Raw genomic sequence first — 23,386 nt, 5'->3', positions numbered from 1 at the left:
GGGTGGGACCCGTGAAGGAGAACAGTGGCTAAACCACGCGTACACGAGATCGCAAGCGAACTCGGCGTCGACAGCAAGACCGCACTCGAGAAGCTCAAGGAGCTCGGCGAGTTCGTCCGGGGTGCCAGCTCGAGCATCGAGCCCCCCGTCGCCCGGAAGCTCCGTGCCGCCCTGCAGGCGGACGGTGCCCCGGCGAAGCCGGCTGCCTCGGCCCCCGCGCCGAGCGCACCCGCGAAGACCAGCGCCCCGAAGTCCGGCGCGCCGAAGCCCGGCGGCCCCCGCCCGGGCCCGGTCCGTCCGGCACCCGCTCCGGAGCCCGAGGCCCCGGCAGCACCGGCGGCTCCCGCCGAGGACGCGCCGACCCCGGCCGCGCCGAAGTCCGTCGCCCAGCGACAGGCCGAGGCCGAGGCTGCGCAGAAGGCCCGCGCCGAGAAGGCTGCGGCCGCCTCGACCGACGACGCCCCCAAGTCCGACGCGGTGAAGCCGGGTACGAACCCGAAGCCCGCCGCCGCTGGTCCGAAGCCGGGTGGCCCGAAGCCCGGTGGCGCGCGTCCGGGCAACAACCCCTACGCGTCGAACCAGGGCATGGGCTCGCGCCCGCCGCGTCCCGGCAACAATCCGTTCGCCTCGAACCAGGGCATGGGGCAGCGTCCGGCTGCCGGCTCCGGTGGTGGCAACGGCATCCCGCGTCCGGCTCCGCCGCGTCCGGGCGTTCCCCGTCCGGGTGCTCCGCGTCCCGGCGGCCCCGGTCAGGGCAACCGTGCCCCCGGCTTCGGGCAGCGCCCGGGCCAGGGCGGCGGCCGTGGCGGCCCCGGTGGTCGTCCGGGTGGTGCCGGTGCCGGTGCCGGTGGCGGCTTCCCGCGTCCGGCCTTCAGCGGCCCGCGTCCCGCCGGTGGCGGCGGTCGTGGCCGTGGTCCCGGTGGCGGGACCGCCGGTGCGTTCGGTCGCGGTGGCGGCAAGAGCCGTGCCCGCAAGTCGAAGCGGACGAAGCGCGCCGAGTACGAGATGCGGCAGGCGCCGTCGCTCGGCGGTGTGCAGGTCCCTCGCGGCGACGGCAACACGGTCGTCCGACTCCGTCGTGGTGCGAGCATCTCGGACTTCGCGGACAAGATCGACGCCATGCCCGGCAACCTCGTGACGGTGCTGTTCCACCTCGGTGAGATGGCGACCGCGACGGAGTCGCTGGACGAGGCCACGTTCGAGGTCCTCGGCGAGGAACTGGGCTACAAGATCCAGATCGTCTCGCCGGAGGACGAGGACAAGGAGCTCCTCGAGGGCTTCGACATCGACATCGACGCCGAGTACGCCGATGAGGACGACTCCGTCCTGCAGCAGCGTCCCCCGGTCGTCACCGTCATGGGTCACGTCGACCACGGCAAGACCCGCCTGCTCGACGCGATCCGGAACTCGAAGGTCGTCGAGGGCGAGGCCGGTGGCATCACCCAGCACATCGGTGCGTACCAGATCGTCACCGAGCACGAGGGCATCGAACGTCCGATCACGTTCATCGACACCCCGGGTCACGAGGCCTTCACGGCCATGCGTGCCCGTGGTGCGCAGGTCACCGACATCGCGATCCTCGTGGTCGCGGCGGACGACGGCATCATGCCCCAGACGATCGAGGCACTGAACCACGCGCAGTCGGCCGGTGTGCCGATCGTGGTCGCGGTGAACAAGATCGACAAGGAAGGCGCGAACCCGGCCAAGGTGCGCCAGCAGCTCACCGAGTACAACCTGGTGGCCGAGGAGTACGGCGGCGACGTCATGTTCGTCGACGTGTCGGCTCGCCAGAACGTCGGCATCCAGGACCTCCTGGACGCCGTGCTGCTCACCGCCGACGCCGGGCTCGACCTGCGTGCGAACCCCGACAAGGACGCCCGCGGTGTCGCGATCGAAGCCCGGCTCGACAAGGGCCGCGGTGCGGTGGCGACCGTCCTCATCCAGTCCGGCACGCTGCACGTCGGTGACGCCATCGTGGCGGGCACGGCCTACGGCCGCGTCCGTGCGATGACCGACGAGAACGGTGTCGCGGTCAAGGCCGCGACGCCGAGCCGCCCGGTCCAGGTGCAGGGTCTGTCCTCGGTGCCCCGCGCCGGTGACACGTTCCTCGTCACCGAAGAGGACCGCACGGCACGTCAGATCGCCGAGAAGCGCGAAGCCGCCGAGCGCAACGCCCAGCTGGCCAAGGCCCGCAAGCGCATCTCGCTCGAGGACTTCACCCGTGCGCTCGAAGAGGGCAAGGTCGACTCGCTCAACCTCATCATCAAGGGTGACGTCTCCGGTGCCGTCGAGGCACTCGAGCAGTCGCTCCTGGACATCGAGGTCGACGACAGCGTCCAGCTCCGGATCCTGCACCGCGGTGTCGGCGCGATCACGGAGTCGGACATCGACCTCGCCACGATCGACAACGCGATCGTCGTCGGCTTCAACGTCCGCCCGGACGTCAAGGCCCGCGAGCGTGCGGCGCGCGAAGGCATCGACGTGCGCTTCTACTCGGTCATCTACAACGCACTCGAGGACATCGAGCAGTCCCTCAAGGGCATGCTCAAGCCCGAGTACGAAGAGGTCCAGTCCGGTGTCGCCGAGATCCGCGAGGTCTTCCGGTCCTCGAAGTTCGGCAACATCGCGGGTGTCATCGTCCGCTCCGGCACGATCACGCGCAACGCCAAGGCGCGCGTCATCCGTGACGGCGTGGTCCTGGCCGACGGACTGGCGATCGAGTCGCTCCGTCGCTTCAAGGACGACGTCACCGAGGTGCGGACGGACTTCGAGGCCGGTATCGGTCTCGGCAAGTTCAACGACATCCAGATCGGTGACGAGATCGAGACCACCGAGCTCGTCGAGAAGCCGCGCGACTGATCGCGTGAGTACCCTGGGCCCCGGCCTCCCCGCGTGGGAGGCCGGGGCCCGACCCCTTTCCACGCGGGGACGGGGTGAACCCCCATCCACGCAGAACCACCGGCGGGACGCGTCCCGCCACTGCCCCAGGAGGCACCCATGGCCGATCCGCAGCGCGCACGCAAGATGGCGGACCGCATCAAGGAAGTCGTCGCCCGTCGACTCGACAAGGGCCTGCGGGACCCGCGACTCGGGTTCGTCACGATCACCGACGTCCGGGTGACCGGGGACCTGCAGCATGCGTCGGTGTTCTACACCGTCTACGGCACCGACGAGGAGCGCGCCGACTCCGCCGCCGCCCTCAAGGCCGCGACGGGCATGCTCCGGTCCGAGGTCGGCAAGAACATCACGGCGCGGCTCACGCCGTCGCTCGAGTTCATCGCGGACGCCCTGCCGGAGACGTCGGCGCACATGGAGGACCTGCTCGTGCAGGCCCAGGTGCGCGACGAGCAGGTGCGTGCGGCCGCGGCCGGCGCGAGCTACGCCGGCGACGCCGACCCGTACAAGCACGACGAGGACGAGGACGAGGACGCAGGCGACGCCGACGCGGCGCGCGCCTGAGCCGTCCGGTCAGCCCTCCGGCAGCCGGTACCCGCTCGCGTCGTCGCCGACGGCGAGTCCGTCGCGCACCAACGACGCGAGCGCCCGGTCCCGCTGGGCGGCGTCCGGCCACACCGGTTCGATCTCGGACCGCGTGACCGGGACGTCGCTGGCGCGGAGCTCGGCCATGATGAGGCCGCGCACCTGCCGGTCGCTCCCGGCGAACCTCGCCTGCTTCGGCGCCCGGGGCCCCTCGTGCTCCGGGTACCCGGCGGCGCGCCACGCGCAGCGGTCCGCGATCGGGCACGCGTCGCAGGCCGGGGCGCGGGCGACGCAGACGAGTGCACCGAGCTCCATCACCGCGGCGTTCGTCGCTGCGGCGGCGTCGCGGTCCGCGGGCAGCACCGACTCCATGAGCGGCAGGTCGACCCCGGCCTTCGCGGGTCCGGGGTCGCCCTCGCCGAGGAGCGCACGCTTGAGGACGCGGCGCACGTTGACGTCGACGACGGGGTGCCGGTCGCCGTACGCGAAGACCGCGACGGCGCGCGCCGTGTAGTCGCCGATGCCGGGGAGCGCGAGCAGCGCCTCGACGTCGCGCGGCACCACGTTGCCGTGCCGCTCGGCGATCGCCGTGGCGGCGGCGTGCAGCGCGAGCGCGCGTCTCGGGTAGCCGAGCCGGTCCCAGGCACGCACCGCGTCCGCCGGGGGCGACGCGGCGAGATCCGCAGGGGTCGGCCACCGGGTGAGCCACGCCTCCAGTCGGGGGACCACGCGCGCGACCTGCGTCTGCTGCAGCATGACCTCGCTGACCAGCGTGCCCCACGCAGGGAAGCCGGGCCGACGCCACGGCAGGTCCCGTCCGGCAGCCCGGAACCAGGTGATCAGCGGGGTCGCGACGTCCGGGACGCTCGCGTTGTCCACATCCGGTCGGGAGGCCCTGCTCGCGTTCACCACGACAGCCTACGGTGGTCGCATGGCACGCTGGGCACCGCAGGAGACCGACACCATGGCCGCGATCGCGTCGGAGGTGATCGCACAGGTCGGCACGAACCGGACCGTCATCGGCATCGACGGCCAGGACGGCACCGACCTCGAGCGGGTCGCCCGCGGCCTGGTCGCCGGCTTCGAGCAGCAGGGCGTGTCCGCGATGGCCGCGGCAGCGCCCTCCACCGACGCCGACACCCTGCGTGCCGACCTCGTCGCCCCCTTCCGCACCACGGGTGCCGGCGACGGCGTCCTCGTCGTGCACGGGCAGGGCGTCCTCGGGCACGGTGTCCGCGGGCTCTGGCGCTGGTCGCTCTGGGTCGAGCAGGAGGCCGGCCGGCTCGAACGCCGGGCGGACGTCAAGATCGCCGCGTCGGCGGTGCTCGACGTCACCGACCCGGACCACCCCCGCCGCGAGTGGAACGACGCCTGCTGACCGGCGCTGTTACGCTCCTCTGGTGCTCGAAACCGTGCCGGACGGCATCCTCCTCGTCGACAAGCCGCAGGGGATCTCCAGCCACCGCGTCGTCTCCATCGCACGCCGGCGGCTCGGCCTGAAGAAGATCGGCCACGCGGGCACCCTCGACCCGATGGCCACCGGGCTGCTGCTGCTCGGCGTCGGCGCGTCGACGCGGCTGCTGACGCACCTCGTCGGGCTCGGCAAGACCTACACGGCGACCATCCGCCTCGGCGTCTCGACCGACTCGGACGACGCCGACGGCGCGCCGACCGCGGCCGTCGGGGTCGCCGGCGCCGACGTGTCGGAGGCCACCGTCGAGCGTGCCGTCGCGGCGCAGCGCGGGCAGATCGACCAGGTGCCGTCGACGGTGAGCGCGATCAAGGTCGACGGCCGACGCGCCTACGACCTGGCACGCAAGGGCGAGACGGTCGAGCTGCGCTCCCGCAGCGTCACCGTGTCGCGTTTCGACGTCACGGCCCGGACGGAGCACACCGTCACGGTCGACGGAGCCGACGTGGCGGTCGTCGACCTCGACGTCGTGGTCACCTGCTCGTCCGGCACCTACGTCCGCGCCCTCGCGCGGGACGTCGGGGCCACCCTCGGCACCGGGGCGCACCTCACCGCGCTCCGGCGCACCGCGGTCGGCCCCTTCGACGTCGCCGACGCGGTGGACGTCGAGTCCGAGGCCGTCGACGTCCGGGCCGCCCTCGCCCGACCGGTCGACGTCGCACGCCGACTGTTCCCGACGGTGGCGCTCGACGCCGCCGCGGCGAAGGACCTGACCGACGGCAAGCGTGTGGCCGCCGACCACCCCGACTCGGACGCACCGGTCGCCGCCGTCGCGGTCGCCGACGACCGCCTGGTGGGCCTGGTGTCGGTGCGACGCGGGCAGCTGCGGGTCATCACGAACTTCCCGGCACCCACGGAGGCGCGCCCGTGATCGAGTGGTACATGTGGGTGCAGCTCGTGGTCGCGGTGCTGGCCGGCCTCTTCGCGGTCGTGGTCGGCTTCGTCGGTTGGAAGCCGAACGACTACACCGTCGGTTCGCTCGTGCTCGTCGAGCTGCTGCTCGTGGCGCAGGGCGTCATCTCGCTCGTGCTGCCGCTGACCGGCAGCCCGCCGCAGGGCAACGCCCTGGAGTTCGGCGTCTACGCCGTGTCGGTGCTGCTCGTGCCGCCGGCCGCGGTGGTGTGGGCCCTCGTCGACCGCACGAAGTGGAGCACCGTGGTGCTCGGCGCCGGGGCGTTCACGGTGGCCGTGATGGTCTACCGGATGTACCAGATCTGGTTCGCCCTGAACTGACCCGGCCCGGCACCCGGGAGCGGTACGGAGCGTCGTCGGTCGTCGGTAGGATCGGTGCAATGGCGACCAGATCCTCACTCGCGACCGGCATCGGCCGCGTCCTCATCGCCGTCTACGGCATCCTCGCCCTCGCGGCGACGGGTCGGAGCGTCGTCCAGATCATCGAGAAGTTCTCGTTCGCGCCGTTCGCCTACACGCTGAGCGCCGTCGCGGCCGTGGTCTACATCGTGGCGATGATCGCGCTCATCGTCCCCGGACGCACCTGGTACCGCATCGCCTGCGTGACCATCGGCTTCGAGATGACCGGGGTGCTCGTCATCGGCACCCTGTCGCTCGTCGACCGCCAGCTGTTCCCCGACGACACCATCTGGTCGTACTACGGCCTGGGCTACGCCTTCGCGCCCCTCGTCCTGCCGATCGCCGGGCTCTGGTGGCTGCGCAAGCACCACCGCACCGCGGCGGGCGTGCCCGCGACGTCGGTCGACGCACCGGTGAGCGAGTAGGAGCCCCCGTGCAGTACTACGACGACCCGGCCGACGTGGCCGACGGCTTCGGCCCGAGCGCGGTGACCATCGGCAAGTTCGACGGCGTCCACGTCGGGCACCGTGCGGTCATCGCGCACCTCGAGCGTGCCGCACGCGAGCACGGCCTGGTGTCCACCGTCGTGACCTTCGACCGGCACCCGCTCAACGTCATCGACCCGCCGCACGTGCCGCCGGCGCTCACCAGCACGGCGCAGCGCCGCGAGCTCCTCGCCGAGGCCGGGGTCGACGCCACGCTGCTGCTCCGCTTCGACGAGGCCCTGCAGTCCAAGGCGCCAGAGGCCTTCGTGTCCGAGGTCCTCGTCGACACCCTGCACGCACGCCTGGTCTTCGTCGGCAGCGACTTCCGCTTCGGCGCGAAGGGCGCCGGCGACGTGACGCTCCTGCGGGCACTGGGGGAGCAGCACGGCTTCACCGTCGAGCTCATCGACGACGTCGACCTGGTGGACGACGTCCGCCCGGACGGCGAACGCCGGGTCTCCTCGACCTGGATCCGCGAGCTCCTCGGGCAGGGCCGCGTCGCCGAGGCCGCGCGGCTGCTCGGCCGCGAGCACGCCGTCCGCAGCACCGTCGTGCACGGCAACCAGCGCGGTCGGGCGATGGGCTACCCGACGGCCAACCTCGACCCGGCGTGCGAGGGCTTCGTGCCGGCGGACGGCGTGTACGCAGCGCGCGTGCTGCACGACGGCACGGTCTACCCGGCGGCGGTGTCGGTGGGCAACAACCCGACGTTCGAGGGCGTGCCCGCGAAGCAGATCGAGGCCCACCTGCTCGACGTCGACATCGACCTGTACGACGACCGGATCTCGGTGCTCTTCGTGTCGTACGTGCGCGGGATGGTCAAGTTCTCGTCGATGGACGAGCTCGCTGCACAGATGCGGCAGGACGACCTCGACATCCGTCTGCTGCTCGGACTGCCCGCGCCGGTCTGAGCCGGTCGGTGCCTCGCCGGGACGGCGGCGGGCCCACCACGCAGGACGCCCCGCGACCGATCGGTCGCGGGGCGTCCTGCGTGGTGAGCCTTCGTGGGGGACGGCTCAGCTGCCGAGGGCGTCGAGCCAGATCTTGCGGGCGTCGAGCGCTTCCTGCGCGTCCTTGATCTTGCGGGCGTCGCCGGTGGCCTGCGCGGCGGCGAGCTCGGACTCGAGCTTGCCGATGGCGTCCTCGAGCTGGCTGGCGAGCCCGGTCTGACGGGCCTTGCGCTCCGGGTTCGACTCCTTCCAGTGCGCGTCCTCGAGGCCACGGACGTGGTCCTCGACGGCACGAAGGCGGTCCTCGACGCGGCGGACGTCCCCGCGGGGGACCTTGCCGATCTCGTCCCACCGACGCTGGATGCCGGTCAGGGTCTTCCGGGCGGACACGCGGTCGGTGGCCTGCAGCAGCGGCTCGGCCTCGACCAGGAGGGCCTGCTTGGCCTCGAGGTTGGCCGAGAACTCCTCGTTCTCGGCGGCGCTCTCGGCGTGGCGCTGCTCGAACAGCACGTCACCGGCGGCCTTGAAGCGTGCCCAGAGCGTGTCGTCGTGGCGCTTGCCGGCGCGGCCGGCGTTCTTCCACTCGTCGAGCAGCTGGCGGTACGCCGGGATGGCGTCCGAACCGCGGGGCGCGAGCGCCTCGGCCTGCTGGACGAGCTCCTGCTTGCGCGACCGCGCGTCGCGGTGCTGCGCGTCGAGCTCCGAGTAGAAGGCACGACGGTGCTGGTCGACCGTCGAGCGCGCCGCGCGGAACCGCTTCCAGAGCTCGTTGGCCTCGTTCTTGGGGATCCGCGGGCCGTCGTGCTGGTGCTGCTGCCACCGCGCGAACACGTCGTCGAGCTGCGCCGTGATCTGCTTCCACTGCGCGCGAGCCGGGTCGACCGCGGCCAGGGCCTCGGCCTCCTCGACCAGGGCGGTGCGGTGCGCCAGGGCGTCGTCGAGGGCCTGCTGGGCCTGCTGCGCCTGCGCCTGGGTGAGGGAGCCGAGCTGCTCGGAGAGCGCCGCCACCCGGGTCTCGAGCGACTTCAGGTCGCCGACGACGCGGGCCTCGGCCACCTGGGCGGACAGGTGCTCGACGGTGCGGGCGACGTCGTTCGCCGAGGCACCGCGCTGCACGCGCTGCTCGGCGATCTTCACCTGCCCCTCGAGGTCGGCGTACTTCCGCGCGAAGTAGGCGAGGGCTTCGTCGGGGGTGGCGTCCGGGTACTCGCCCACGACACGCTCGGTCTCGTCGTACCGGACGTACACGGTCCCGTTCTCGTCGACCCGCCCCCAGGTCGTTGCTTCGTCAGATGCCACAGGTCTCGCCTCGATCGTGGTCGTGCATCGCCGACGTCCCCGTCGGCACGGTCAGGTCGTCAGCCTATTGCACGGACGGGGTCGTCGGTCCGCCGCCGGTGCCTGCTTGTGGACTACTTCTGCTGCCTGATGGTCGCCGCGGTGATCGTGGTGGCCACCTTCGGCTCCCCGGTGCCGTCGTCGCCGGGCGAGGAGATGCCCTTGTCCGCGATCTCGGACCGCAGCTCGGACAGGCCGCTCGTCACCTTGCCGACCACGGTGTAGCCGCCGGTCGCCCCGCTGAGCTGCGTGTCGCCGTAGACGATGAAGAACTGGGTCGACTGCGAGTACGGCGAGTCGGACCGGGCGATCGCGATGGTGCCCTCGTCGTAGACGCCGTCGCTCGGCACGTTCTCGAGCGGGCCGTACTGGAACCCGGCGTCGCCCGTGCCGTCGCCGTTGGCGGAGCCGCACTGCAGGAACTGCAGCCCGTCGCTGTCGGCGAGCCGGTGGCAGGAGGTGCCGTTGTAGAACTGCTCCTTGATCAACGAGATCTCGACGCTCGCGGCCTGCGGGGCCTTCGCGCCGTCCAGTTCGATGCCGAGGTCGATCGACCCGTTCAGCGTGAGCGAGCCCGTCCAGGTCGCGCCCTTCGCGATCTCCTTGCTCGGCACGTCGCCCGTGTTCGCCGCCGTGGCACTCGCCGAGGGCGTCGGTGTGGCGGTGGCGCTCGCGCCGGCGTCCGCCGGCCCGTTCCCCTGCGAGCCCGCGAAGGCGAGCTGCGACCCGGTCGCCAGGGCGGCGACCAGCACGAGCGCACCGACGCCGAGCAGGTCGTCCCGCTTCCGGCGGCGACGCTGCCGCTCGTGCAGCCCCTGGCGGGCCTGGTAGAGGCGGAGGCGCTCGCGCGCCTCGCGGTTGTCACGCGCTGGGTTCTTCGGTGCCACGGTGCTGGTCTGCCCTCTCCTCGCAGTGTGCGACGAGCGTATCCGAACGGTCACCGTGACCGACCGGGAGGCGCGGCCGGCGTCGGTGGACCGGCCTACGATTGCAGGATGGCAGCGGACTCGGGCATGCGTGCCCCCACGACGGGTGGTCGCGCCGGTCTCGCGCAGGGCTCCGTCCCGCTCGCGGTCCGGATGCGCCCCACCAGCCTCGACGAGGTCGCCGGGCAGCAGCACCTGCTCGGGCGCGGGTCGCCACTCGTGCAGCTGGCGTCCGGCACACGTGAGAACCCCGGCGGTGTCTCGGTGATCCTCTGGGGACCGCCCGGCACCGGCAAGACGACCCTGGCGCAGGCGATCGCACGGCAGTCCGGGCGCGAGTTCGTCGAGCTGTCCGCGGTGACGGCCGGCGTGAAGGACGTGCGCGAGGTCATGGAGAAGGCCCTCACCCACCGCGACCTGTACGGGTCGACGACCGTCCTCTTCCTCGACGAGATCCACCGCTTCAGCAAGGCCCAGCAGGACGCCCTGCTGCCCGGGGTCGAGAACGGGTGGGTCATCCTCATCGCCGCCACCACCGAGAACCCGTCGTTCTCGGTGATCTCCCCGCTGCTGTCCCGTTCGCTGCTCCTGACGCTCAAGCCGCTCACCGACGCCGACCTCGGCATGCTCGTCGACCGCGCGGTCGAGGACCCGCGCGGGCTCGGCGGCGCCGTCGTGCTCGGCGACGAGGCCCGTGGCGCCATCATCCGGTTGGCCTCGGGGGACGCCCGACGTGCCCTCACCGCGCTCGAGGCAGCAGCGGCGTCCGCCACCGCGGCCCAGGACGACGAGGACGACACCGTCCCCGTGGTCGACGCGGACACCGTCGCCGCGGCCGTCGACCGCGCACTGCTCCGGTACGACCGGCAGGGCGACGAGCACTACGACGTCATCAGCGCGTTCATCAAGTCGGTGCGGGGGAGCGACGTCGACGCGGCGCTGCACTACCTCGCGCGGATGATCGAGGCGGGCGAGGACTCGCGGTTCATCGCCCGGCGCATCATCATCTCGGCCTCCGAGGACATCGGCATGGCCGACCCGCAGGCGCTGCCCATCGCCGTCGCCGCGGCCCAGGCGGTGCAGCTCATCGGCATGCCCGAGGGCCGCATCCCGCTGGCCGAGGCCGTGGTCTACCTGGCCACCGCCCCGAAGTCGAACGCCGCCTACAACGGCGTGAACCAGGCGATGGCCGACGTCAAGGCCGGGCGCATGGGCACCGTGCCGATGCACCTGCGTGACGCGCACTACGCCGGGGCGAAGCGGCTCGGCCACGGCAAGGGCTACGTGTACTCGCACGACGCCGAGCACGGGGTCGCCGAGCAGCAGTACCTGCCGGACGCCCTCGAGGGCACCGAGTACTACACGCCGACCACGAACGGCTACGAACGCGAGGTCGGGCCGCGCCTCGAACGGCTCCGGAAGATCACACGCGGGCACTGACACGGTGCTTCTGCACCGGCCCGGATGCTGCTATCGTTGACGGGCCTACGTCCTGGTCCTCGGGCTCGGCTGCATCGAGGACAGAGTGCCACTCCGGTGGTACGCGGACAGAGGTTCGGACTGTAGCCGTCCGATCCCACAGGCTCATCCCTCTGGATCCCGTCGTCGGGTTCGAGCGTGCACGGCCAGGCCGTGACCACTCGTGCGATGCCCGCGACCACCCAGTTCGAACAGAGAAAAGGACCCTGTGTCTACCAAGTCACGTACCCGCAGCAAGACCCGCCTCTCGCGCGCGCTCGGCATCCCGCTGACGCCGAAGGCGGCCCGTTACCTCGAGAAGCGCCCCTACGGCCCCGGCGAGCACGGTCGCACCCGTCGCCGCGCGGACAGCGACTACGCCGTCCGTCTCCGTGAGAAGCAGCGTCTGCGCGCCCAGTACGGCATCCGCGAGAAGCAGCTCCGCATCGTCTTCGAAGAGGCCCGCAAGACGAAGGGCCTGACCGGTGAGAACCTGGTCGAGCTCCTCGAGCAGCGCCTCGACGCCCTCGTGCTCCGTGCCGGCTTCGCCCGCACGACCGCGCAGGCCCGTCAGCTGATCGTGCACCGCCACATCCTGGTGGACGGCAAGCTCGTCGACCGCCCCTCCTTCCGCGTCAAGGAGGGCCAGCAGATCCACGTCAAGCAGCGCTCCGAGTCGCTCGAGCCCTTCCAGGTCGCCGCTGCCGGTGGTCACCAGGAGGTCCTGCCGAAGGTCCCGGGTTACCTCGAGGTCGAGATCGACAAGCTCCAGGCCCGCCTCGTGCGTCGCCCGAAGCGCGCCGAGGTCCCCGTGACCTGCGAAGTGCAGCTCGTCGTCGAGTACTACGCAGCTCGCTGATCTCCTGATCGCACCCGAACGGCGGGTCGTCCTCTCCAGGACGGCCCGCCGTTCGGCGTCCCGGGCCCGACGGCTAAGCTTGTCGCGGCATGCACCGCCGGGGTGCAGAGAGGGAGAGGCACCGTGAAGCAGCTGTTCTTCGTCGTCGTCGGCGTCGTCATCGGGGCCGCCGTCGCACACCAGGTCACCCGGACCCCCGGTGGCGCACGGTTCCTCACCGAGGTCGACGCCCGGACGAAGGCCTTCACCGGCGCGGTCGCCGACGGCTACCGGTCCCGCGAGGCCGAGCTCCGCACCGACGCCTGAGCCGACCGGCACCCGGCCGGCCCGTCGCTCCTCCCGCCCACGACCTGAACCCAGGAAGCACCATGCAGACCGCAGAGATCCGCCGCCGTTGGCTCCAGTACTTCGGTGACCGCGGCCACACCGTCGTCCCGTCCGCGTCCCTCGTCTCCGACGACCCGTCGCTCCTGTTCACGGTCGCCGGCATGGTGCCGTTCATCCCGTACCTGACCGGGCTCGTCCCCGCTCCGTACCCGCGTGCCACGAGCGTGCAGAAGTGCATCCGCACGAACGACATCGAAGAGGTCGGCAAGACCCCGCGGCACGGCACGTTCTTCCAGATGAACGGGAACTTCTCGTTCGGCGACTACTTCAAGGAGCAGGCGATCCAGTTCGCCTGGGAGTTCTTGACGAACGACGAGTCCGACGGCGGCCTCGGCTTCTCCGCCGACGACCTGTGGGTCACGGTGTACGAGGACGACGACGAGGCGATCGGGTTCTGGAAGCAGCACTCCTCGCTGCCCGACGAGCGCATCCAGCGGCTCGGCAAGGACACGAACTACTGGTCGACCGGGCAGCCCGGTCCGGCGGGCCCCTGCTCGGAGATCTTCTTCGACCGCGGCCCGGAGTACGGCGTCGACGGCGGTCCCGCCACCGACGACGACCGCTACGTCGAGATCTGGAACCTCGTGTTCATGCAGTACCAGATCGCCGACGTCCGCTCGAAGTACGACTTCGCGATCACCGGCGAGCTGCCGAACAAGAACATCGACACCGGCATGGGCCTCGAGCGCGTCGCGTTCATCAAGCAGGGCGTCGACAACATGTACGAGATCGACCAGGTCCGCCCGGTCCTCGACCGTGCCGCCGAGATCTCCGGCCGACGCTACGGCGCCGACCACGAGGACGACGTCCGGATGCGCGTGATCGCCGACCACGTCCGGTCCTCGCTCATGCTCATCGCGGACGGGGTCAGCCCGTCGAACGAGGGACGCGGCTACATCCTGCGCCGCCTGCTCCGCCGGACCGTGCGCGCGATGCGCCTGCTCGGCGTCGAGACCGCGACGTTCCCCGAGCTGTTCCCGGCGTCGCGCGACGCGATGCGCGACGCGTACCCGGAGGTCGGCACGGACTACGACCGGATCGCCCGCATCGCCTACGCGGAGGAGGAGACCTTCCTCCGCACCCTCGCGCAGGGCACGACGATCCTCGACGTCGCGGTCGAGCGGGCGAAGCAGGACGGCGCGCCCTCGATCGGCGGCGACACCGCGTTCCTGCTGCACGACACCTTCGGGTTCCCGATCGACCTGACGATGGAGATGGCGGAGGAGGCCGGCGTCCACGTCGACCGCACCGCCTTCGAGACCCTCATGTCGGAGCAGCGCGCCCGCGCCAAGGCCGATGCGAAGAGCAAGAAGACCGCGATCGCCGACCTCAGCGTCTACAGCGCGTTCCGGGCGCAGGGCGAGACCGTGTTCCTCGGCTACGACGCGCTCGAGGCCGAGACGACCGTGCTCGGCATCATCGTCGGTGGCGTCAGCGTCGACCGCGCGGTCGCGGGCGACATCGCCGAGGTCGTCCTCGGCGAGACCTCGCTCTACGCCGAGTCCGGAGGCCAGGACGCCGACCAGGGCTCGATCGTCGGCAACGGCTTCGACCTCGAGGTCCTCGACGTCCAGCGTCCCGTCGCCGGACTCTGGAGCCACACCGTGCAGGTCCGTTCCGGCGAGGTCGGCGTGGGCGACGCGGCGAGCACCGTCGTCGACGCCGAGTACCGCCGCGGCGCGACCCAGGCGCACTCCGCGACCCACCTGGTGAACGCGGCGCTCCGCGACATCCTCGGGCCGGAGGCGCTGCAGGCCGGCTCGTACAACAAGTCCGGCTACATGCGGCTCGACTTCTCGTGGTCGCAGCCGATCTCGCTCGCGACCCGCTCCGAGATCGAGGAGGTCGTGAACACCGCGATCCGCACCGACCTCGAGGTCACGACCCGCGTCATGCCGATCGACGAGGCCAAGGCACTCGGTGCGCAGGCGCTCTTCGGCGAGAAGTACGGCGCCGAGGTCCGCATGGTCGACATCGGCGGCCCGTGGTCCCGCGAGCTCTGCGGTGGCACGCACGTCGCGTCGAGCGCCCAGGTCGGGCTCGTCAACCTGGTGGGGGAGTCGAGCGTCGGCTCGACGAACCGACGCGTCGAGGCCCTCGTCGGGCTCGAGGGCTTCCGCGACCTCGCGGTGGAACGCACCATCGTGTCGCAGCTCTCGAGTGCGTTGAAGGCCCCCCGTGCCGACCTGCCCACCCGCGTGCAGTCGCTCATGGAGGACCTGCGGACCGCGCAGAAGAAGATCGCCGAGTACGAGTCGGCGAACCTGCAGCAGCGCGTCCCCTCCATCGCCCGCACCGCGACGACGATCGGCGCGACGACCGTGGTGGCCGAGACCGTCGACGGCCTGCAGTCCGGCGACGACCTGCGTTCGCTCGCCACCGGCGTCCGGTCGCAGCTCGGCGACGGTGCCGCCGTGGTCGTGCTCGGTGCGGTCGTCTCCGGCAAGCCGATCGTGATCGTCGCGACGAACGACGCCGCACGCTCCGCCGGGGTCCAGGCCGGTCCGCTCGCCAAGGAAGCCGCCGGCGTGCTCGGCGGTGGTGGCGGCGGCAAGCCGGACCTCGCGCAGGGCGGCGGGACCGACGCCGCCGCGCTCCCGGCCGCGCTGCGCGCCGTGACCGCGCGGCTCGCGGGCTGACCGTGACGATCCGGTCCGGGCGCCGTCTCGGCGTGGACGTCGGACGTGCCCGGATCGGCGTCGCCGTGTGCGATCGCGACGGTCTGCTGGCGACCCCGGTCGAGACCGTGCGTCGCGACGACGACACGGACCTCGGCCGCATCCTCGCGATCGCCGACGAGTACGACGTGCTCGAGGTGGTCGTCGGGCTGCCGCTGTCGATGTCCGGTGGCGACACCCCGTCGACCGCGGACGCCCGCGACTTCGCGGCGCGGATCGCCGCCCACCGACCGGTCCGGCTCGTCGACGAACGCCTGTCGACGGTGACCGCGCAGCGGGGTCTGCACCAGGCCGGCAAGAACACGAAGAAGTCCCGAGCCGTGATCGACCAAGCGGCCGCTGTTATCATTCTGCAACACGCGCTCGACCACGAGCGCCGTGCCGGTGCCCCTCCGGGCGCCACGCTTCCCTGACAGGGCTGTCCGTACCGTCACCCGGCTGTCCTGCCGTCACCCGTCGACGGCGGTACCCAGGTGGAGTTCCCGACCGAGAGACCGAGGACCGTTGACAGACGATCTGGACTGGAACGCGATCATCGCGCCCGGCGACGACCCCGATCGGCGGAGGACCCCCTCCGACCGTCCGCTGTCCCGACGCGAGGCCCGCGCTCTCGAGGCAGAACGTGCTCGCCGGTCCTCCGCCGAGGACACCGACCCGCGTGACGCCACCGTCCGCGGGGACGAGCCCGACACCGTCGACGACCCGCGGCGCGACGACCGGCCGGTGTCCCCGGCCGACGCACCGGTCGCCTCGCGGCCGGAGGAACTCCACCCGGAGGTGCAGGCGCTCCTGACCGGCGAGGTCCCCTCGGCTGCGACGGTCGCCGGGGCCGGTGGCGGCGCGAGCGACGGCGGCGACCTCACCGGGGGCGGTGGACGCGGTGGCAACGGCGGTGACGGTCGTGGCGGACGCGGTCGGGCCTCCCGGCAGCCGCGGGGACCGCGACCGAAGCGCCGACGCGGGCCGCTCATCGCGGGCATCGTCATCGTCGCGATCGTGCTCGCCGGCGGGGTGAGCGCGTACGCGTTCGCCGCGCCGAAGGTGCAGCAGCTCGTCTCGGCGTTCAGCGGCTCGAAGGAGCCCGACGACTACACCGGGTCCGGCAAGGACAAGGTGACCATCACCATCAAGCAGGGCGACATCGGCGAGAACGTCGCCGCGACGCTGCAGCGCAGCGGCGTCGTCAAGGACTCGAAGGTCTTCTACAAGCTGCTGCTCGCGTCCCCGGACGTCCAGTTCCAACCCGGGTCGTACGCGATGAAGAAGCAGATGAGCTCCAAGTCGGCGCTGGCCGCGCTGCAGGACGACTCGAACCGCGTGCAGGCCTCGATCGTCATCCCCGAGGGCACGGCCCTGGCCGACATCGAGGCCGGCATGGTGTCGAAGGCCGGCCTGACGAAGACCGAGGTCGCCGCGGCCGCGAAGGACGTCTCGGCCTACGGGCTGCCGTCCGGCGTCACCACCCTCGAGGGCTGGCTGTTCCCCGCCACGTACCCGATCAACCCGGGCTGGTCGGCGCAGCAGTACTTCCAGGCGATGGTCGACACGATGCAGGAGCACCTGGCTGCCGCCGGTGTGCGGAAGGCCGACCAGGAGCGCACGATCGTGTTCGCGTCGCTCGTGCAGAAGGAAGCCGGCCTCGCAGCCGACTACCCGAAGGTCGCCCGGGTGTTCCAGAACCGGCTCGACATCGACATGCCGCTGCAGTCCGACGCGACCGTCGCCTACGGCACGGGCAACACGCACCGCGTGACGACGACGGACGCCGAGCGCGACGACGCGTCGAACCCGTACAACACGTACGAGCACAGCGGGCTGCCGCCGGCACCGATCTCGAACCCCGGTGACGTGGCGATCAAGGCCGTCACGAACATGGCACAGGGCAAGTGGCTGTACTTCGTCACGGTGGACCTGGAGACCGGCGAGACGGTGTTCTCGGACACCTACGACCAACACCTCGTCGCCGTCGACCAGTTCCAGGCCTGGCTCCGCGCCCACCCCGACTACCAGTGACGCACGAGACCCCGCAGCACGGTGCTGCGGGGTCTCGCTGAGCGGTGCTGCGGGGTCTCGCCGTGCGGGGCTGTGGGAGGATGGTGTCCATGCTTCGTTGGTTGACCGCAGGTGAGTCCCACGGACCCGAACTGATCGCGATGCTCGAGGGCCTGCCCGCGGGTGTCCCGGTGTCGTTCGCGTCCATCCGCGCCGATCTCGCACGACGCAAGCTCGGCTACGGCCGCGGCTCGCGCATGAAGTTCGAGCAGGACGAACTGCACGTCTCCGGCGGTGTCCGCCACGGGTACTCGATCGGCAGCCCGATCGCGATCCGCATCGGCAACACCGAGTGGCCGAAGTGGGTCGAGGTCATGAACCCCGAGCCGGTCGAGTCGACCGAGATGTCCCGCGGCCGCAGCGCGCCCCTGACCCGTCCGCGGCCCGGGCACGCCGACCTGGTGGGCATGCAGAAGTACCGCTTCGACGAGGCCCGCCCGATCCTCGAGCGCGCGAGCGCCCGCGAGACCGCGGCCCGGGTCGCGCTCGGCGCCGTCGCGAAGGCGTTCCTGGCCGAGCTCGGCATGCGGTCCGTCGCGCACACGCTGCAGGTCGGGACAGTCCGCGTGCCGGACGGCACCGAGCTGCCGCTCCCCGACGACGTCGACCGCCTCGACGACGACCAGCTGCGGTGCTTCGACGCGGAGACCTCCGCCCGCATGGTGACCGAGGTCGAGGCCGCGAAGAAGGACGGCGACACCCTCGGCGGTGTCGTCGAGGTCCTGTTCTACGGCGTCCCGCCGGGACTCGGCTCGCACGTGCAGTGGGACCGCCGGCTCGACGCGCGCCTCGCCGCCGCGATCATGGGCATCCAGGCCATCAAGGGCGTCGAGGTCGGCGACGGCTTCGCGACCGCCGGCCGCCGCGGATCGGCCGCGCACGACGAGCTGTACCGCGAGGACGGCGAGATCCACCGCACGACCGACCGCGCCGGCGGCACCGAGGGCGGCATGTCCACGGGGACCGTGCTGCGCGTCCGCGCGGGCATGAAGCCGATCGCCACGGTGCCGCACGCACTGCACACCATCGACGTCGCCTCCGGCGAGGAGGCCTCCGCGCACCACCAGCGGTCCGACGTCTGCGCCGTCCCGGCCGCCGGCGTCGTCGCCGAGGCCATGGTCGCGCTCGTGCTCGCCGACGCCGTGCTCGAGAAGTTCGGCGGCGACAACGTCGTCGAGACGAAGCGCAACCTCGACGCGTACCTCGCCTCGATCCCGGAGACGCTGCGCACCCGTCGGACGGAGCCGGCGGCACCGGCCGACGCCCAGTGACCACGGACGGCGCCGCGCCCGGCACGGGTGCCGCTGCCGGCGGCGGTGCACCCGTCGTCGTCATCGGTCCGATGGGGGCCGGCAAGTCCAGCGTCGGCAAGCGCGTCGCGAAGGCGCTCGGCGTGCCGTTCACCGACACCGACCGCGTGATCGTCCGCGAGCACGGCCCGATCCCGGGCATCTTCGCGGAGCAGGGCGAGCCGGCGTTCCGTGCCCTCGAGGCCGAGGCCGTCCGGGTCGCGCTCCGCACCGGCGGCGTCATCGCCGTCGGCGGGGGAGCCGTCACCCACGCGGACACCCGCTCAGCACTCGTCGGCGCGCGCATCGTCCTGCTCACCGTCTCACCCGAGGCCGTCGCCGACCGCATCGCCGGCTCCGACCGACCGCTCCTGGCGTCCGGCGGGATCGACGCCTGGCAGACGATCATGGACGAACGCGCCGCGACGTACGCCGAGCTCGCGCACGTGGTCGTCGACACCTCGCGGCGTCCGATGTCCCGCGTCGTCGACGAGGTCGTCGCCTGGTTGCGCGGCGACGGACGCCGGGACGACCGCGGCAGCGCCGCCTCCGGCGTGAGCGCCGACCCCACCACCGAAGGAGCACCGTGACCGACCCGATCCTGCCCGCAGGGACCACCGAGATCCGCGTCGGCGGTGCGGACGGCTACACCGTGGCCGTCGGTGCCGGCCTGCTCGGCGCGCTGCCCGCGATCCTGGGACCCCGGGTCGCGAAGGTCCTCATCGTCCACGCACCGACGCTCGGCGCACGGGCGAACGAGCTGCGTGAGCTCCTGGTCGGTGCCGGGCTCGACGCGCTCATCGCCGAGGTGCCGGACGCCGAAGGCGCCAAGCGCGTCGAGGTCGCCGCCTTCTGCTGGCAGATCATGGGCCAGTCCGACTTCACCCGCACCGACGCCGTCATCGGGCTCGGCGGCGGCGCGGTCACCGACCTCGCGGGGTTCGTCGCGGCCACATGGTTGCGCGGCGTGCCGTACGTGGGGGTCCCGACGAGCGTGCTCGGCATGGTCGACGCGAGCGTCGGCGGCAAGACCGGGATCAACACGAACGAGGGCAAGAACCTCGTCGGGGCGTTCTCGGCACCGCGTGCCGTGGTCGTCGACCTCGACCTCGTCCGGACGCTGCCCCGCAACGAGATCCTGACGGGCTTCGCCGAGATCGTGAAGGCCGGCTTCATCGCCGTCCCGGAGATCCTGGACATCGTCGAGGCCGACGTCGCTCGGGTGACGGACCCGACCACACCCGAGTTCCGGCGGGTCGTCGAGCTGGCCATCGCCCTGAAGGCCGAGGTCGTGACCGACGACTTCACCGAGCAGGGGCGCCGCGAGGTCCTGAACTACGGCCACACCCTCGGGCACGCGATCGAGCACGCCGAGCGCTACCAGTGGCGCCACGGTGCGGCGGTCTCGGTCGGCATGGTCTTCGCTGCGGAACTCGCCCGCCTGACCGGGCACCTGGACGACGCGACCGTCGACCGCCACCGGACGATCCTCGAGTCGCTCGAACTGCCGACGACCTACGGCCTCGGCCGGTGGGAGGGGCTGCTCGCGACGATGCGTCGGGACAAGAAGGCTCGCGCCGGCATGCTGCGCTTCATCATCCTGGACGGCGTCGGGAAGCCGACAACCCTCGAGGGCCCCGAGGACCACCTGCTCTTCACCGCCTACCAGGAGGTCGGGGTCTAGCCGGTCGGACGGCTCAGCGCAGGACGCGGCGGGTGCGGCGCCACCACCACTTCACGCGCATCGAGACGGTCACCACGCCGGTGCGTCGTGCTTCGCGCCATTCGTCGAGGGTGGCACCGTTGTCCCACGCGAAGAGGACCTCGTCGTCGTCGTCGAGGTCGGGTGCATCCGGGAGGGGGCGCAAGATCGACATCACCGTGGTCCTTCCTGCTGCGTCTGGTCGTCGGAGTCCGGCCGGTCGGACATCGCTCGTCTCCGGAGTGCTCGGCCGGCGAGCCGACGGTCTTGCTTCGACCACCACGCTACGGACTCCAGCTCGCGGAGCACAGCTGTCGAGATGTTGTGTGTTCTCCGGTCGTGGTGCGGCGAGACCGCCCACGTGAAGCGACGCCACGCGTGGTCACGATCGGCCGTCCGACGGTTCTGGAACGCCCCGAACCAACTGACGATCGCAGCGACGATCGCCGCTCCGGCGGCGATGCACGCCGCGACCAGTGCTGTCTCCATGCGCCGAGTCTGACCCGGCCGACGCGACCCGGGGGCGCGCGGTGCCCGACCTGTGGAGAGCCGGCCCGTGCCTCCGGTCTGTGGAGGACGGAGCGACCGGCGTCACCCGCACGGCGCGGAAAGCTCCGCCACAGCCCCGGGGAGCAGAGTGGCAGGCGTGCCCACCCCACCCCGTCTGAGCGACCTCTCCGCACCGCGCGACACCGACTCCGGCACGCTGCGCGCCCGTGGCCGTCGCTTCACCGAACTGCTCGCGATCGCCCGGCGGCACCACCTGCTGCCCTTCCGCCGGCTCGACTTCTCGCACGACCCCGCGACGTCCGCGCTGCGTGCGGGCCAGGCCGAGCACCTGCGCCGGGCGCTCGAGGAGGCCGGCGGAGGGTTCGTGAAGATGGGGCAGCTGCTGTCGACCCGCGACGACCTGCTGCCGGAGGAGTGGACCGAGGGGCTCGCGCACCTGCAGCGCAACGTCACGGCGGCCCCCGTCGACGAGGTGCGCGCGCTGCTCGAGCGGGAACTGGGCGCCCCGGTCGACCAGGTCTTCGCGGCCTTCGACCCGGTGCCGGTCGCCGCCGCGTCGATCGCCCAGGTGCACCGGGCCCGGTTGCAGGACGGCACCGCGGTCGCGGTCAAGGTCCAGCGACCCGGCATCGACGCCGCGGTGCGGCGGGACGTCGACATCGCCCTTCGGGTGGTCCGGTTCATGGCCCGGTGGTCGTCCGAGGCGCGGCAGGTCGGCGTGCAGGAGGTCGCGCAGCAGTACGCCGACGACCTCGTCCGGCAGGTCGACTTCGTGTCGGAGCTGCGGAACCTCACCGCGCTCCGCGCAGCCCAGGCCCGCAGCGCCCGCCCCGACGAGGTCCGGTTCCCGGACCCGTACCCCGACCTGTCCGGCCGACGCGTGCTCGTCATGGAGTTCCTGGAGGGCGACACGCTCAGCGCGATCCGCGCCGAGCGCGCGGACCGCGACCTCGACGCGCCGATGCGCGCGATCCTCCGCGCCTTCCTCCGGCAGGTCGTCTTCGACGGCGTCTACCACGCCGACCTGCACCCGGGGAACGTCCTGGTGCTGCCCGACGGGCGGCCCGCGTTGATCGACTTCGGCTCGGTCGGGAGGCTCGACCCCGGTCTCCGGGACACGGTGCAGGACCTGTTGGTCGCCTACCTGCAGGACGACACGACGCGGATCGCCGACGCGGTCCTGCGGATGGCGCCGGTGCGCGACGCGCACGACGAGCCCGACTTCCGACGCGACATCGCACGCTTCGTGGCCGACGAGCTCGGCCCCGGCGCGCGGATCGGCGTCGAGACGGTCGACGACGCGGTCGAGGTGTTCGGGCGCTACCGGCTGAAGGCCCCGGCGGACTTCGTCGCGGCGGCCCGCGCACTGGCGATCTTCGAGGGGACGCTCCGCACGCTCGCACCGTCGTTCGACCTGCTCGAGGAGTCGCGGGGGCTCGCCCGCCAGCAGTTCACCGATCAACTGCGTCCGGGGAAGCTGCGCGACCTCGCGGCGAAGGAGCTCATCGGCGTCGTGTCGGCGGCACGTCGGCTGCCGCGCCGCATCGACCGCATCGGCGAGGCGATCGAGACCGGGAAGTTCACCGTGAACATCCGGCTGTTCGCCGACAGCCGCGACCGCGAGACGGTGAGCGGGCTGATCCGGCGCGTCCTGCTCGTGCTGCTCGGGGCGGGAGCGGGCATCCTGGCGATCGTGTACCTGGCGCTCCCGGCCCGCCCGACCGCCGCCCTGTCGACCGGGGCGGCCGGTGCGTTGCTCGGGGGAGCGGCCGTCGTGCTGCTCGGCTGGGCGGCGGTCGACTCGTGGCGCGCCCGACGACGACGCTGACGACGCCACGGGCGGCGGGCGGGCGTCCGGTACACTCGTCCGGGGCCCAGCGCCCGAAGACCTTCCACAACACGATCGAACGGGACACCGAAGACTCATGGCCAGTACCACTGACATCAAGAACGGCGCCGTTCTCATCATCGACGGCCAGCTGTGGTCGGTCGTGGAGTTCCAGCACGTCAAGCCCGGCAAGGGCGGCGCGTTCGTCCGCACGAAGCTCAAGAACGTCGTCTCCGGCAAGGTCGTCGACCGCACGTTCAACGCCGGCGCGAAGATCGACACCGCGACCGTGGACCGCCGCGACTACCAGTTCCTCTACGAGGACGGCGACTCCTACGTGTTCATGGACACCGACACCTACGACCAGATCCCGGTCTCGGCGACGGTCGTCGGCGACGCGAAGAACTACCTGCTCGAGTCCGCGATGGTCACCATCGCGATGAACGAGGGCAACCCGCTGTACGTCGAGCTCCCGACGTCGATCACGACCGAGGTCGAGACCGAGCCGGGCCTGCAGGGCGACCGCTCCTCCGGTGGCACGAAGGACGCGACCATCATCGCGACCGGTCACCGCATCCAGGTGCCGCTGTACCTGGAGTCCGGCACCACGGTGAAGATCGACACGCGCGACGGCAGCTTCCTCGGCCGCGTCAACTCCTAGG

At 71.9% G+C, this 23,386-nt stretch carries 23 protein-coding genes; 18 read left to right on the top strand and 5 right to left on the bottom strand.

The window, feature by feature from the left end; genetic code table 11:
• The first annotated feature begins 24 nt into the window (after positions 1 to 24).
• Positions 25 to 2,859 carry a translation initiation factor IF-2 gene (infB, locus tag BIU94_RS06870; RefSeq protein WP_071255847.1) on the top strand — a complete coding sequence of 945 codons (2,835 nt, stop codon included), beginning with the start codon at positions 25 to 27 and terminating at the stop codon, positions 2,857 to 2,859.
• Positions 2,860 to 2,997: 138 nt separating this feature from the next.
• A complete protein-coding gene (rbfA, locus tag BIU94_RS06865; RefSeq protein ID WP_071255842.1) occupies positions 2,998 to 3,459 on the top strand; it encodes a 30S ribosome-binding factor RbfA in 462 nt (153 codons plus the stop codon).
• A 9-nt stretch (positions 3,460 to 3,468) separates the two neighbouring features.
• Here rbfA and BIU94_RS06860 read toward each other — a convergent pair whose 3' ends face one another.
• The gene (locus BIU94_RS06860; RefSeq protein WP_071255839.1) at positions 3,469 to 4,359 is read right to left on the bottom strand and encodes an A/G-specific adenine glycosylase; all 891 of its coding nucleotides are present in this window, start codon (positions 4,357 to 4,359) and stop codon (positions 3,469 to 3,471) included.
• A 52-nt stretch (positions 4,360 to 4,411) separates the two neighbouring features.
• Here BIU94_RS06860 and BIU94_RS17760 point away from each other — a divergent pair, with 52 nt between their 5' ends.
• From BIU94_RS17760 to BIU94_RS06835, 5 genes are read left to right on the top strand one after another with little or no spacing between them, the layout of a single operon-like run.
• Positions 4,412 to 4,858: a hypothetical protein gene (locus BIU94_RS17760; protein ID WP_071255832.1), complete on the top strand. Its 447-nt coding sequence runs from the start codon at positions 4,412 to 4,414 to the stop codon at positions 4,856 to 4,858.
• 22 nt (positions 4,859 to 4,880) lie between these two features.
• Positions 4,881 to 5,822: a tRNA pseudouridine(55) synthase TruB gene (gene truB, locus BIU94_RS06850; RefSeq protein WP_071255831.1), complete on the top strand. Its 942-nt coding sequence runs from the start codon at positions 4,881 to 4,883 to the stop codon at positions 5,820 to 5,822.
• Positions 5,819 to 6,184, top strand: coding sequence for a hypothetical protein (locus tag BIU94_RS06845; RefSeq protein ID WP_071255830.1), 366 nt, complete (start codon positions 5,819 to 5,821; stop codon positions 6,182 to 6,184). The genes truB and BIU94_RS06845 overlap by 4 nt, the downstream gene beginning before the upstream one ends.
• A 59-nt stretch (positions 6,185 to 6,243) precedes the next feature.
• Positions 6,244 to 6,687 (top strand): hypothetical protein, encoded by a 444-nt coding sequence (locus BIU94_RS06840; RefSeq protein ID WP_071255826.1) that lies wholly within the window; start codon positions 6,244 to 6,246, stop codon positions 6,685 to 6,687.
• An 8-nt stretch (positions 6,688 to 6,695) separates the two neighbouring features.
• Positions 6,696 to 7,658, top strand: a complete 963-nt coding sequence (locus BIU94_RS06835) for a bifunctional riboflavin kinase/FAD synthetase (RefSeq protein WP_071255820.1) — start codon at positions 6,696 to 6,698, stop codon at positions 7,656 to 7,658.
• Between the two features lie 105 nt (positions 7,659 to 7,763).
• On the opposite strand, the gene BIU94_RS06830 is transcribed toward BIU94_RS06835, so the two are convergent.
• Positions 7,764 to 8,996, bottom strand: a complete 1,233-nt coding sequence (locus tag BIU94_RS06830) for a DUF349 domain-containing protein (protein ID WP_071255818.1) — start codon at positions 8,994 to 8,996, stop codon at positions 7,764 to 7,766.
• 113 nt (positions 8,997 to 9,109) lie between these two features.
• Positions 9,110 to 9,922 carry a peptidylprolyl isomerase gene (locus BIU94_RS06825; RefSeq protein WP_071255816.1) on the bottom strand — a complete coding sequence of 271 codons (813 nt, stop codon included), beginning with the start codon at positions 9,920 to 9,922 and terminating at the stop codon, positions 9,110 to 9,112.
• Between the two features lie 126 nt (positions 9,923 to 10,048).
• On the opposite strand from BIU94_RS06825, the gene BIU94_RS06820 reads away from it, so the two are divergent.
• The 9 genes from BIU94_RS06820 to aroB all read left to right on the top strand — a co-directional run bounded on the left by BIU94_RS06820 (position 10,049) and on the right by aroB (position 20,368).
• Entirely contained in the window at positions 10,049 to 11,401 is a 1,353-nt protein-coding gene (locus tag BIU94_RS06820; protein ID WP_083404655.1) for a replication-associated recombination protein A, read from the top strand.
• 247 nt (positions 11,402 to 11,648) lie between these two features.
• Positions 11,649 to 12,278 carry a 30S ribosomal protein S4 gene (gene rpsD, locus BIU94_RS06815; RefSeq protein ID WP_071255814.1) on the top strand — a complete coding sequence of 210 codons (630 nt, stop codon included), beginning with the start codon at positions 11,649 to 11,651 and terminating at the stop codon, positions 12,276 to 12,278.
• 123 nt (positions 12,279 to 12,401) lie between these two features.
• Entirely contained in the window at positions 12,402 to 12,584 is a 183-nt protein-coding gene (locus tag BIU94_RS06810) for a hypothetical protein (RefSeq protein WP_071255813.1), read from the top strand.
• A 62-nt stretch (positions 12,585 to 12,646) separates the two neighbouring features.
• A complete protein-coding gene (alaS, locus tag BIU94_RS06805; RefSeq protein ID WP_071255811.1) occupies positions 12,647 to 15,304 on the top strand; it encodes an alanine--tRNA ligase in 2,658 nt (885 codons plus the stop codon).
• Between the two features lie 8 nt (positions 15,305 to 15,312).
• Positions 15,313 to 15,756, top strand: a complete 444-nt coding sequence (gene ruvX, locus BIU94_RS06800) for a Holliday junction resolvase RuvX (RefSeq protein WP_071256450.1) — start codon at positions 15,313 to 15,315, stop codon at positions 15,754 to 15,756.
• A 91-nt stretch (positions 15,757 to 15,847) separates the two neighbouring features.
• Positions 15,848 to 17,356 (top strand): endolytic transglycosylase MltG, encoded by a 1,509-nt coding sequence (gene mltG / locus BIU94_RS17315; RefSeq protein ID WP_175472117.1) that lies wholly within the window; start codon positions 15,848 to 15,850, stop codon positions 17,354 to 17,356.
• Positions 17,357 to 17,445: 89 nt separating this feature from the next.
• Positions 17,446 to 18,666, top strand: a complete 1,221-nt coding sequence (aroC, locus tag BIU94_RS06790) for a chorismate synthase (protein WP_071255808.1) — start codon at positions 17,446 to 17,448, stop codon at positions 18,664 to 18,666.
• 71 nt (positions 18,667 to 18,737) lie between these two features.
• On the top strand, positions 18,738 to 19,274 hold the full coding sequence (locus tag BIU94_RS06785) for a shikimate kinase (RefSeq protein WP_071256435.1): 537 nt from the start codon (positions 18,738 to 18,740) through the stop codon (positions 19,272 to 19,274).
• A complete protein-coding gene (gene aroB, locus BIU94_RS06780) occupies positions 19,271 to 20,368 on the top strand; it encodes a 3-dehydroquinate synthase (RefSeq protein WP_175472116.1) in 1,098 nt (365 codons plus the stop codon). The genes BIU94_RS06785 and aroB overlap by 4 nt, the downstream gene beginning before the upstream one ends.
• 13 nt (positions 20,369 to 20,381) lie before the next feature.
• On the opposite strand, the gene BIU94_RS06775 is transcribed toward aroB, so the two are convergent.
• On the bottom strand, positions 20,382 to 20,561 hold the full coding sequence (locus BIU94_RS06775) for a hypothetical protein (RefSeq protein ID WP_071255804.1): 180 nt from the start codon (positions 20,559 to 20,561) through the stop codon (positions 20,382 to 20,384).
• The gene (locus tag BIU94_RS06770) at positions 20,561 to 20,875 is read right to left on the bottom strand and encodes a hypothetical protein (protein ID WP_071255801.1); all 315 of its coding nucleotides are present in this window, start codon (positions 20,873 to 20,875) and stop codon (positions 20,561 to 20,563) included. The genes BIU94_RS06775 and BIU94_RS06770 overlap by 1 nt, the downstream gene beginning before the upstream one ends.
• A gap of 157 nt (positions 20,876 to 21,032) precedes the next feature.
• On the opposite strand from BIU94_RS06770, the gene BIU94_RS06765 reads away from it, so the two are divergent.
• Together BIU94_RS06765 and efp are read left to right on the top strand one after the other, a co-directional pair.
• Positions 21,033 to 22,724, top strand: a complete 1,692-nt coding sequence (locus BIU94_RS06765; protein ID WP_139195891.1) for an AarF/ABC1/UbiB kinase family protein — start codon at positions 21,033 to 21,035, stop codon at positions 22,722 to 22,724.
• A gap of 97 nt (positions 22,725 to 22,821) precedes the next feature.
• On the top strand, positions 22,822 to 23,385 hold the full coding sequence (gene efp / locus BIU94_RS06760) for an elongation factor P (RefSeq protein WP_071255797.1): 564 nt from the start codon (positions 22,822 to 22,824) through the stop codon (positions 23,383 to 23,385).
• Position 23,386: the final 1 nt, after the last annotated feature.

Source organism: Curtobacterium sp. MMLR14_006 (assembly GCF_001864985.1).
GTDB lineage: Bacteria > Actinomycetota > Actinomycetes > Actinomycetales > Microbacteriaceae > Curtobacterium.
Note: the sequence above shows the minus strand (reverse complement) of the source record. Positions and strands in the feature narration are given on the sequence as shown.

Bases quoted from the DNA above. Each gene is read 5' to 3' on its own strand.
- rbfA (WP_071255842.1), top strand. From the start codon at position 2,998: ATGGCCGATCCGCAGCGCGCACGCAAGATGGCGGACCGCATCAAGGAA.
- BIU94_RS17760 (WP_071255832.1), top strand. From the start codon at position 4,412: ATGGCACGCTGGGCACCGCAGGAGACCGACACCATGGCCGCGATCGCG.
- BIU94_RS06840 (WP_071255826.1), top strand. From the start codon at position 6,244: ATGGCGACCAGATCCTCACTCGCGACCGGCATCGGCCGCGTCCTCATC.
- BIU94_RS06820 (WP_083404655.1), top strand. From the start codon at position 10,049: ATGCGTGCCCCCACGACGGGTGGTCGCGCCGGTCTCGCGCAGGGCTCC.
- alaS (WP_071255811.1), top strand. From the start codon at position 12,647: ATGCAGACCGCAGAGATCCGCCGCCGTTGGCTCCAGTACTTCGGTGAC.
- aroC (WP_071255808.1), top strand. From the start codon at position 17,446: ATGCTTCGTTGGTTGACCGCAGGTGAGTCCCACGGACCCGAACTGATC.
- BIU94_RS06785 (WP_071256435.1), top strand. From the start codon at position 18,738: ATGGGGGCCGGCAAGTCCAGCGTCGGCAAGCGCGTCGCGAAGGCGCTC.
- BIU94_RS06775 (WP_071255804.1), bottom strand. From the start codon at position 20,561: ATGTCGATCTTGCGCCCCCTCCCGGATGCACCCGACCTCGACGACGAC.
- BIU94_RS06770 (WP_071255801.1), bottom strand. From the start codon at position 20,875: ATGGAGACAGCACTGGTCGCGGCGTGCATCGCCGCCGGAGCGGCGATC.
- efp (WP_071255797.1), top strand. From the start codon at position 22,822: ATGGCCAGTACCACTGACATCAAGAACGGCGCCGTTCTCATCATCGAC.